The following is a 10,260-nucleotide window of genomic DNA, read 5'->3' on the forward strand; positions in this document are numbered from 1 at the left end:
AGCAGGTGGAGACCCGCAGCTACCGCACCAGCAAGGCCCAGCCCCCACCCGCCCTACAGCCACCCCGACCGCTTGAAGCGCCAGTAGATGTAGAGGCAGAGGCTGCCGATGACGGCGAGGCACAGCGGGTAGCCGAGGTGCCAGGAGAGCTCGGGCATGTACCGGAAGTTCATGCCGTAGATGCCGGCGATCGCGGTGGGGACGGCGAAGATCGTCGCGCCGGCGGTGAGCTTGCGCATGTCCTCGTTCTGCTGGACCGACAGCTGCGCGAGGTGCGCGTTCAGCGCGTTGTCGAGGAGGTGGTCGATCGCGTCGATCGCCTCGGACGCCCGGGCGAGGTGGTCGGCGATGTCGCGGAAGTAGGGGCGCGCCTCCTCGGGCACCGCCACCGTCGCGAAGCGGTGCACCGGCTCGCGCAGGGGCAGCACCGCACGCCGGAACTCCAGCGTCTCGCGCTTGAGCCGGTAGATGCGCGTCGAGTCGCTGGTGCGCTCGTCGGAGAACACCGACGTCTCGACCTCCTCCACGTCCTGCTCGAGCTCGCGGGCGACGTCCTCGTAGTGGTCGACGATCGTGTCGATCACGGCGTGGAAGGCCGCCGTGGGACCGTGCGACATCGCGCCGTCGACCGACTCGGCCCGCCGCCGCGCCTCGCGCAGCGACTCGCCGCCGTGGCGGACCGTCAGCAGGAACTTCTCGCCGAGGAAGACGTTGACCTCGTGCGTGCGGATGTCGTCGTCGCTGTACGTGACGCTGCGCAGCGACGCGAACAGGTGGTCGGAGTAGCGCTCGACCTTCGGCCGCTGGTGCGCCTCCAGCGCGTCCTCGACGGCCAGCGGGTGCAGCGAGAGCGCCGACGCGACCCGCGACAGCTCGTCGACGCGCGGGTTGGCCATGCCGATCCAGATGAACTCGTGGTCCTCCAGGGCGTCCAGCGCCTCGCGGAGCGACTGCTCGTCGTGGGCGGTGTCCTGGCGGACGCCGTCGCGGTAGGTGGCGCAGTCGACGATCACGCACACATTCTGGACCACCGACGGTCCCAGTACGCGCGACGCGCCCCGCGGTGGTCACCGCGGGGCGCGTGGCCGTCCCGTCGTCCTGCGCCGTCGTCGGGTCAGCGCTGGTACCGCGGCGGCTCCTGGGGGCGCTGCCGGCCGATCTCGCCGCCCTGGCGCCCGCCGAACGGGCGACCGTGGTCGGCGAACTCGTCGCGCACGTAGGTCAGGCGCCACGGTCCGACCTCGATCCGCGCGCCCGTGCGCAGCGTCTGCACCGGGAGCTCGCGACCGTTGACGAACGTCGGCGTCGCTCGGCCCCGTGCGCCGATCACGTACTCGTCGTCGTCCGTGCGCGTGACGACGGCCTGCAGCTCGCTCGTGTCGTCGAGCACGAGGTCACAGCTCTCGGCGGCGCCGATCGACGTCTCCCCGAGCGCGAGGTGGTGCACCCGCACCTCGCGCGCCATGGCGGGGACCCGCGTGTCGGAGAGGTAGAGGCGGGGGTGTCCGCCGCCGTACGGGTCGTGGGTGGTCGTCACCCGACGTCGTGCCCACGGCGCGGTGGGCAGGTCCGGCCAGGCGACCGGCGGCGGCACGTCGAGCGCGTCGCCGCCGCTCGTCAGGGCGCGCGTCTTCAGCCGGGCGGCGGCACGCCAGCGCAGCACCTGCACGTGGCGCGAGCCGGTGGCCAGCCGGTGCCAGACGTGCGTCGGCACCGCACCGAGCCGCAGGATCGGCCCGTCGTCGGGCATGTCAGCGGCGCGCCGGGTCGGCGCCCGGCAGGTCGTCGTCGCTGGTGGTCACGCGCACCGTGCCGTTGAAGCGCCACAGCGCACGAGGGGCGTCGGGGCCGGTGTCACGCGGCACCTCGACGTCGAGGTCGCGCAGCTCGTAGTTGACCGCGGCGCCACGTCCGGTGAGGTACTCCCACATCTCGCGACCGAGGTCGGTCCAGTCGGTCACCGGCTGCGGTCCGGCAGCCTGTCCGGTCAGGTCGCGGTCGTGCTGAGGGGTGGTGGTCATGTCGGATCCTCCTGTCAGGGGTGCCTCCAGCGTGACCAGCGCCCGAGGGTGCGGCAACTCGAACGGGACAGCCGTCGACTCGCCGCGCGACCCCTCCCGGCCGGCGGATACGCTCGGACCCATGCGCGCCTGGACGGGACCCGAGGTCCCCACGATCGAGCTTCCCGGGGTCGACGTCCCGCCGCTGCGGATCCACGACACCCGGACGTCGGGACTCGTCGAGTCGGCCCCCGAGCGGGTGGCGCGGCTCTACGTCTGTGGCATCACGCCCTACGACGCGACGCACCTGGGGCACGCCTCGACCTACCTCACCTTCGACCTGCTGCAGCGTCAGTGGCTCGCGCGCGGACTCGACGTGTCCTACACCCAGAACGTCACCGACGTCGACGACCCGCTGCTCGAGCGCGCCACGGCGACGGGCGTCGACTGGCAGGAGCTCGCCGAGCGCGAGACCGAGCTGTTCCGCACCGACATGTCCGCGCTGCGCGTGCTGGCACCACAGCACTACATCGGTGCGGTGGAGTCGATCGACCTCGTCACCGCCCTGGTGGAGCGTCTGGGCGACGCCGTCTACCGGGTCGACGACGACCTCTACTTCGACGTGCACGCCGACGCCGCCTTCGGATCGGTGTCGGGGCTGGACGACGACACGATGCGCCGCGTGTTCGGCGAGCGCGGCGGCGACCCCGACCGGCCCGGCAAGCGGCACCCGCTCGACTGCCTGGTCTGGCAGGCGCCCCGTGAGGGCGAACCCTCCTGGGAGTCGCCGCTCGGTCCCGGCCGTCCCGGCTGGCACGTGGAGTGCGCGGCGATCGCGCTCGAGCACCTGGGCACCGACTTCGACGTGCAGGGCGGCGGCTCCGACCTCGCGTTCCCGCACCACGAGATGTCCGCGTCCGAGGCGCGCGTCGCCACGGGCGAGGAGTTCGCCCGCGCCTTCGTGCACGCCGGCATGGTCGGCTTCGAGGGCGAGAAGATGTCGAAGAGCAAGGGCAACCTCGTCCTCGTGTCGCGGCTGCGCGAGTCCGGGACCGACCCGATGGCCATCCGGCTCGCCCTGCTCGCGCACCACTACCGCAGCGACTGGGAGTGGTTCGATGCCGACCTGACGGCTGCCGAGGAGCGTCTCGCGCGCTGGCGTACCGCCGTCGGGCGGCCTACGACGGCGCCGGGCGACGACGTCGTGCGCGACGTCCTGGCGGCTCTCTCCGACGACCTCGACGCGCCGCGCGCCCTCGCGGCCGTCGACGCCTGGGCTGCGGCCGACGGGTCCGACGGGGACGCCCCGGCCAGCGTGCGGGCCGCGCTCGACCTCCTGCTCGGCGTCCTGCTCTGACTCGCCCCGCCCTGGCTCGTCCCGCGGTGCGTCAGCGCTGTAACGACGTGCCGCGCCCCAGGTCGGCGCGCTCCCCGCTGGCGTAGCCGTCGGCGAGCCCGCCGCCGCTGAGCCTGCGCCGCGGAGCGCGCCGCAGGTCGCCGTACCGGGCGTGCATCGCCGACTCGACCTCCGCGCTGCGGTCGGCCAGGACGAGCTCGACCGACGGCTCCTCCTGCGAACGTTCCGCCTGGGCGTCGGCGCGAGCGGCGTCCTCGACGCTGCGCAGCCTGACGTAGACCGCCTGCGCGAAGCCCTGCCACCACGAGCGCCGGAAGGCCGCGGTGTGCTCGCCGGGCGGCACGACGACCCGCGCGAGCTCGTGCGCGGCCTGCAGCAGCAGGCTGGTCACGAGGATCTCGGTGCCCCGCACGTCGGCCTCGAAGCCGAAGACGTGCACCGTCGTCGTGCGCTCGCCACCGACGAGCACCGACTGGCAGCGCAACGCGTGCGCGACGTGCACCGCGAGCGTCGCCTTGTCGCGCAGGTAGGGCGCGTCGAGCCGCAGGTAGGCGTCGACCACCCCGCTGGTGCGGTGCCCCTCGGCGGCGAGCAGCGCGGCGTCGATGCCGTAGCGCGCCATCAGTGCCTCGGCCTTGTCGCGGCACGCCTGCGCCTCGGCAGGGGTCGCTCCCGGGTCGTCGGCGAGCACGAGCAGCTGCCGGACCCGACGCAGGGTGGCGTCGTCGCTCACGGACCGCCGTCGACGTTGCGCCGGCGCAGGTAGCGCTCGAACTCGCGCGCGATCGCGTCGCCGCTGGCCTCGGGCAGCTCGTCGGTCGTGTGCTCCTCCTCGAGCTCCGACACGTACTCGGCGATCTCCGGGTCCTGCGCCATGAGGTCGTCGGCGCCGTGCTGCCAGGCCTGGGCCATCTCCTCGAGCGCGCCCTGGGGGAGCGGCACCCCGACAGCGTCCTCGAGCGACCCGAGGAGGGCCAGCGTGGCCTTCGGGCACGGCGGCTCCGCCACGTAGTGCGGGACGGCGGCCCACAACGAGATGGCGGGCAGTCCGTCGGCCGACGCGACCTCGCCGAGCACCGCGTTGATGCCGACGGGTCCGACGTAGCTGGAGGGCCGCAGCGAGAGCCGCTCGGCCAAGGTGGGGTCGCTCGTGGAGCCGCTCACCGGCACGGGTCGCGTGTGCGGGGTGTCCGCGAGCAGCGCGCCGAGCGTGACCACCTCGGTCACCCCGGCGAGCCGCGCGAGCCCCAGCACGGTGGAGCAGAAGTGCTTCCAGCGGAAGTTCGGCTCGGGTGCCTTGAACAGCAGCACGTCGCGCTCGGACGAGCGCGGGCGCGCGTGCCACAGGGTCGGCGTGGGCCAGTGCAGCACGCGCGCACCGTCCTCGTCCGGGTGCACGATGGGTCGGGTCACCTGGAAGTCGTAGTAGTCCTCCGGGTCGAGCTCGGCGAGCACCTGCGCGTCCCACTCCTCGACGAGGTGGTCGACGACCGACGACGCAGCGTCGCCGGCGTCGTTCCAGCCCTCGAACGCGGCCACCATCCAGGGGTCGTTCAACGGGGGGATCGACTGCACGTCCACCACCCTACGGGGGAGGGTGTGCAGTGCTGCTCCCTACTCGTCGTCAGGGCGGTACCCGAGGTTGGGGGAGAGCCAGCGCTCCGCCTCGGCGACGCTCCAGCCCTTCCGCTCGGCGTAGTCGGCGACCTGGTCGCGGCCGAGGCGGCCGACGACCATGTACTGCGACTGCGGGTGCGAGAAGTACCAGCCGCTCACGGACGCCCCGGGCCACATCGCCATGCTCTCCGTGAGCTCGATGCCGGTGTGCTTCTCGACGTCGAGCAGCTCCCACAGCGTCTGCTTCTCGGTGTGCTCCGGGCACGCCGGGTAGCCGGGCGCCGGGCGGATGCCGACGTACTTCTCGGCGATGAGCTGCTCGTTGTCGAGCGACTCCTCCGGCTGGTAGCCCCAGATCTCGCGGCGGACCCGCTCGTGGAGCCGCTCGGCGAACGCCTCCGCGAGCCGGTCGGCGAGTGCCTCGAGCAGGATGGCGCTGTAGTCGTCGAGCTGCTCCTTGAACTCGGCGATGCGGTCGGCGCCGCCGAGGCCCGCCGTGACCGCGAACGCCCCCACGTGGTCGGGCAGCCCGGTCTCGAGCGGCGCGACGAAGTCGGCGAGGCTCTTGTGGGCGACGCCCTTGCGGTGCTCGGTCTGCTGGCGCAGGTGGTGCAGGACGGCCACGGACTCCTCGCGCGCCTGGTCGGCGAAGACGACCGTGTCGTCGCCGCGCCCGTTGGCGGGGAAGATGCCGACCACGCCGCGCGCCGTGAGCCAGCGCTCGGCGACGATGCGGTCGAGCATCTCCTGGGCGTCGGCGTACAGCTTCGAGGCCGCCTCGCCGGTGGCGGGGTTGTGCAGGATGTCGGGGAAGCGTCCCTTCATCTCCCACGCGTTGAAGAACGGCTGCCAGTCGATGTACTGGCGCAGCTCGTCGAGGGGGTAGTCCTCCAGGACGTGCGGGACGCCCACCTCCCACTGCGGCTGCGGCGGGGCGTAGCCGTCCCAGTCGATCGGGGTCGCGTCGGCGCGGGCCTCCTCGATGGGCAGCAGCTTGCGCGTGTCCTGGCGGGCGGCGTGCCGCTCGCGCAGGCCGTCGTAGTCGTCCTTGAGCGCCTCGAGGAACTGCGGCTTCTGCGCGTCGGACAGCAGCGACGCGACCACCGGGACCGAGCGCGACGCGTCCTTCACCCACACCACGGGACCGTGGTAGCGCTCGTCGACCTTCACGGCCGTGTGCGCCCGCGACGTCGTCGCGCCACCGATGAGGAGCGGGACGTCGAAGCCCTGACGCTCCATCTCGCCGGCGACGGTCACCATCTCATCGAGCGAGGGCGTGATCAGGCCCGACAGGCCGATCACGTCGGCACCGTGCTCCTTCGCCGCGTCGAGGATCTTCTGCGGCGGGACCATGACACCGAGGTCGATCACGTCGTAGTTGTTGCACTGCAGCACCACGCCGACGATGTTCTTGCCGATGTCGTGCACGTCGCCCTTGACCGTGGCCATGATGACGGTGCCGTTGCTGCGGCCCTTGTCGGACTCGTCCTTCGTGGCCTCGATGTACGGGATGAGGTAGGCGACGGCCTTCTTCATCACGCGTGCCGACTTCACGACCTGGGGGAGGAACATCTTGCCTGCACCGAAGAGGTCGCCGACGACGTTCATGCCGTCCATCAGCGGCCCCTCGATGACCTCGATGGGCTTGCCGCCGCGCTCCTCGATGATCGAGCGCAGCTCCTCCGTGTCGTCCTCGACGTGGGCGTCGATGCCCTTGACCAGGGCGTGCGTGATGCGCTCGCCGATCGGGAGGGAGCGCCACTCCTCGCTCGCGGCCTCGGCCTTCTCGCCGGTGCCCGCGAACTCGGTCGCGATGTCGAGCAGCCGCTCCGTGGCGTCGGGGCGACGGTTGAGGACCACGTCCTCGATGCGTTCGCGGAGCCTCTCGTCGACCTGGTCGTAGACCACGAGCGCGCCGGCGTTGACGATGCCCATGTCCATGCCCGCGCGGATGGCGTGGAACAGGAACACGGCGTGGATCGCCTCGCGCACCGGATTGTTGCCGCGGAAGGAGAACGAGACGTTCGAGACGCCACCCGAGACGAGCGCGTGCGGCAGGTTCTGCTTGATCCAGCGTGTGCCTTCGATGAAGTCGATGCCGTACTCGGCGTGCTCCTCGATGCCCGTGGCGACCGCGAACACGTTCGGGTCGAAGATGATGTCCTCGGCCGGGAAGCCGACCTCGTCGACGAGGATCCGGTAGGCGCGCTCACAGATCTGCTTGCGCCGCTCCAGGGTGTCGGCCTGGCCGTCCTCGTCGAAGGCCATGACGACGACGGCGGCGCCGTACTTGCGGCACAGCCGCGCGTGCTCGACGAACGGCTCCTCGCCCTCCTTGAGCGAGATCGAGTTGACGATCGACTTGCCCTGCAGCACGCGCAGACCGGCCTCGATGACTTCCCACTTGGAGGAGTCGACCATGACCGGGACGCGGCAGATGTCGGGCTCGGCCGCGACGAGCTTGAGGAAGCGGTCCATCGCGGCGACGCCGTCGATCATGCCCTCGTCCATGTTGACGTCGATGACCTGCGCGCCGTTCTCGACCTGCTGGAGGGCCACGGCGAGGGCGGTGTCGTAGTCGCCGTCGCGGATGAGGTTGCGGAAGCGGGCCGAGCCGGTGATGTTGGTGCGCTCGCCGACGTTCACGAACAGCGAGTCGGCGTCGACGACGAGCGGCTCCAGGCCCGAGAGGCGCAACGCCGGCTGGACGGTGGCGGGCACCCGCGGGGGGAGGCCCTCGACGACCTGGGCGATGTGCGCGATGTGGTCGGGGGTCGTGCCGCAGCAGCCGCCGACGAGGTTGTAGAGCCCGGCCTCGGCGAACTCGCGCAGCACCGCCGCCGTCTGGTCGGGCTCCTCGTCGTACTCGCCGAACGCGTTGGGCAGACCGGCGTTCGGGTAGCAGGACACGAAGCAGTCGGCCAGGCGCGACAGCTCGGCGACGTAGGGACGCATCTCCTCGGCGCCGAGGGCGCAGTTCAGGCCCACGAGCAGCGGCTTGGCGTGGCGCACGGAGTACCAGAAGGCCTCCGTGGTCTGGCCCGAGAGCGTGCGCCCGGACGCGTCGGTGATGGTGCCGGAGATGACGATCGGCCAGCGCCGCCCGTACTCCTCGAACACCGTCTCGACGGCGAAGATCGCGGCGCGCGCGTTGAGCGTGTCGAAGATGGTCTCGATGAAGACGAGGTCCGCACCGCCGTCGAGGAGCGCCCGCGTGGCCTCGGCGTACGCGTCGACGAGCTCGGTGTAGGAGACGTTGCGTGCACCCGGGTCGTTGACGTCGGGGGAGATCGAGGCGGTGCGGGTGGTCGGGCCGAGCGCGCCGGCGACGTAGCGCGGCCGGTCGGGGGTCCGGGCCGTCACCGCGTCGGCCTCGCGGCGCGCGAGGGCGGCCGCCTCGTAGTTCAGCTCGTAGGCCAGCTCGACCATGTCGTAGTCGCGCAGGGAGACCGCGTTCGCGTTGAACGTGTTGGTCTCGATGACGTCGGCGCCGGCCTCGAGGTACTCGCGGTGGATGCCCGCGATGATGTCGGGCTGGGTGAGCGTCAGCAGGTCGTTGTTGCCGACCACGTCGCTCGGCCAGTCCTTGAAGCGCTCGCCGCGGTAGCCGGCCTCGTCGGGCCGGTCGCGCTGGATCGCGGTGCCCATGGCGCCGTCGAGCACCATGATGCGCTCCGAGAGTCGGGCCGTCAGGTCCTCGGTGGCGTCGGGACGCCACGCCTGGGGTCGGGTCACACGCTGCTCCACTGTCGCCTCAGTCCTCCACGATCGACACGAACGGACGGCGTCCTCCGGCCTGGTGCACGGAGCGATGACGTCCTGGTGATGGTGGGAACCCCCAGCCGGCGGCGGGCTCGCGTGGACCTTCGCGGAGATTCGTGCACCATCATCCCACGAGAACGCAAGGTGACGCGGGAGGTCACGCTCACAGGGGGTGCGCGGCCTCGTCGGCCGGCATCCGCGCCCACACGACGGCGACGACCGCAGCGACCACCGGGACCACCGCGGCGACGAGGAACACCTCGCGGACACCGACCAGCTCGCCTGCCGGACCGGCGAGGGCGACGGACGCGGGCACGAGCAGTAGCGAGACGAAGAAGTCGAGGCTCGACGCTCGGCCGAGCAGGTCCGGCGGCACCCGACGCTGCAGCAACGTGCCCCAGATCACCATCGGCGCGGAGAGCAGGACGCCGACGACGAACAGGGCCGCGGCGATGGCCGGCACCGACGACGTGAAGCCGACGACCACGAACGGCACGCAGCCGAGGCCCCACATGAGCACCATGACGGTGAGGTAGCGCCGCGGCATCCTCAGCATGCTCATGCCGAGCGACGCGAGGGCGCTGCCCGCGCCGTACGCGGCCAGGATCCACGCGTGGCCCGTCGCGTCGCCCCCGCCGTCCTTGACCACGAACGGGATGAGCACGTCCATCGGACCGACGACGAGCAGCAGCATGAGGCAGGCGAACAGCAACGTCGCGAGGAACCAGGGCGTCCTGACCATGTAGCGCACCCCGCCGCGCAGGTCGGCGACGGCGCCGCGCAGGGGGTGGTCGCCCAGCGCCGCGGCGTCGCGGCGCAGCGGCACCGGGTGCAGGAGCAGCAGGGTGAGCAGGCAGCCCAGCTGGCAGACGGCGACGAGCAGCAGCGCCCAGGCCGGGGAGGCCAGCGCCACGACGAGGCTGCCGAGGGCGGGCCCGCCGGCGTGCTGGAGCGTCGGTCGCAGGAACCCCTCGATGCCGTTGGCGGCGAGGAGGTCGTCGGCCTCGACGACCGACGGCAGCAGCGCGCTGTAGGCCGGGAAGTAGAAGCCGACCGCCATGCCGAGCACGGCGCCAGCGACCGTCAGGTGCCAGATCTCCAGCCCGCCGGCGAGCGCCAGCGCCGCGACCACGGCCAGGACGGCCATGCGGGTGGTCGCCGTGGCCATGAGGATGCGCCGCTGGGGCACCCGGTCGGCGGCGACGCCCCCGACGAGCACCGTGACGACCATGCCGAGGGCGTAGCCCGTGACGGCCAGCGAGAGCGCTCCGGGACCACCGCCGAGCGCGATGACCTGCCACACGACCGCGATGACCCAGACGCCCTCGCCGAGCAGCTCGAACGCCGCCGCGCCGATCAGCGGACGGTACTGGCGGTGGCGGAACGGGCGCAGCGGTCCGCGGGCCCACCCCCGGACCGGCAGCGCGCCGCCGGGACGGGGCGTGAGCTCGGTCATGTCGGTCCCAACCTAGGCGTCGGCTCCGACAGGCCGTGTCCGAGGGCGGGGGTCGGATCTCCTAGGCT

General features: G+C 72.1%; 8 protein-coding genes. 1 reads left to right on the top strand and 7 read right to left on the bottom strand.

Going from position 1 to position 10,260, the window contains the following annotated elements; translation table 11 throughout:
• Positions 1 to 53: 53 nt before the first annotated feature.
• From corA to A6Q79_RS12345, 3 genes are all read right to left on the bottom strand, one after another.
• Positions 54 to 1,013: a magnesium/cobalt transporter CorA gene (gene corA / locus A6Q79_RS12335; protein ID WP_286690234.1), complete on the bottom strand. Its 960-nt coding sequence runs from the start codon at positions 1,011 to 1,013 to the stop codon at positions 54 to 56.
• 101 nt (positions 1,014 to 1,114) lie between these two features.
• Positions 1,115 to 1,750: an FHA domain-containing protein gene (locus A6Q79_RS12340; protein ID WP_317698454.1), complete on the bottom strand. Its 636-nt coding sequence runs from the start codon at positions 1,748 to 1,750 to the stop codon at positions 1,115 to 1,117.
• A 1-nt stretch (position 1,751) separates the two neighbouring features.
• Positions 1,752 to 2,021 carry a hypothetical protein gene (locus tag A6Q79_RS12345; protein WP_286690236.1) on the bottom strand — a complete coding sequence of 90 codons (270 nt, stop codon included), beginning with the start codon at positions 2,019 to 2,021 and terminating at the stop codon, positions 1,752 to 1,754.
• 121 nt (positions 2,022 to 2,142) lie between these two features.
• Between A6Q79_RS12345 and mshC the strand changes: the two genes are divergently transcribed.
• Entirely contained in the window at positions 2,143 to 3,357 is a 1,215-nt protein-coding gene (gene mshC, locus A6Q79_RS12350; protein ID WP_286690237.1) for a cysteine--1-D-myo-inosityl 2-amino-2-deoxy-alpha-D-glucopyranoside ligase, read from the top strand.
• Between the two features lie 31 nt (positions 3,358 to 3,388).
• Here the strand turns inward: mshC and A6Q79_RS12355 are convergent, their stop codons facing one another.
• The 4 genes from A6Q79_RS12355 to A6Q79_RS12370 form a co-directional block, all read right to left on the bottom strand.
• Complete coding sequence (locus tag A6Q79_RS12355; protein ID WP_286690238.1) at positions 3,389 to 4,090, bottom strand: DUF2786 domain-containing protein; 702 nt, start codon at positions 4,088 to 4,090, stop codon at positions 3,389 to 3,391.
• Positions 4,087 to 4,932, bottom strand: coding sequence for a PAC2 family protein (locus tag A6Q79_RS12360; RefSeq protein WP_308207064.1), 846 nt, complete (start codon positions 4,930 to 4,932; stop codon positions 4,087 to 4,089). Before A6Q79_RS12360 ends, A6Q79_RS12355 begins: the two co-directional genes overlap by 4 nt.
• Before the next feature lie 39 nt (positions 4,933 to 4,971).
• Positions 4,972 to 8,709 (bottom strand): methionine synthase, encoded by a 3,738-nt coding sequence (gene metH, locus A6Q79_RS12365; protein WP_286690239.1) that lies wholly within the window; start codon positions 8,707 to 8,709, stop codon positions 4,972 to 4,974.
• 190 nt (positions 8,710 to 8,899) lie between these two features.
• Positions 8,900 to 10,192 carry an MFS transporter gene (locus tag A6Q79_RS12370; protein ID WP_286690240.1) on the bottom strand — a complete coding sequence of 431 codons (1,293 nt, stop codon included), beginning with the start codon at positions 10,190 to 10,192 and terminating at the stop codon, positions 8,900 to 8,902.
• Positions 10,193 to 10,260 lie beyond the last annotated feature (68 nt).

Source organism: Aeromicrobium sp. REDSEA-S32_B7 (assembly GCF_001626145.1).
In the GTDB taxonomy this organism is placed as follows: Bacteria; Actinomycetota; Actinomycetes; order Propionibacteriales; family Nocardioidaceae; genus Aeromicrobium; species Aeromicrobium erythreum.

Excerpts from the sequence above, each read along its gene's own strand:
- A6Q79_RS12340 (WP_317698454.1), bottom strand. The coding sequence starts at position 1,750 with ATGCCCGACGACGGGCCGATCCTGCGGCTCGGTGCGGTGCCGACGCAC.
- A6Q79_RS12345 (WP_286690236.1), bottom strand. The coding sequence starts at position 2,021 with ATGACCACCACCCCTCAGCACGACCGCGACCTGACCGGACAGGCTGCC.
- mshC (WP_286690237.1), top strand. The coding sequence starts at position 2,143 with ATGCGCGCCTGGACGGGACCCGAGGTCCCCACGATCGAGCTTCCCGGG.
- A6Q79_RS12370 (WP_286690240.1), bottom strand. The coding sequence starts at position 10,192 with ATGACCGAGCTCACGCCCCGTCCCGGCGGCGCGCTGCCGGTCCGGGGG.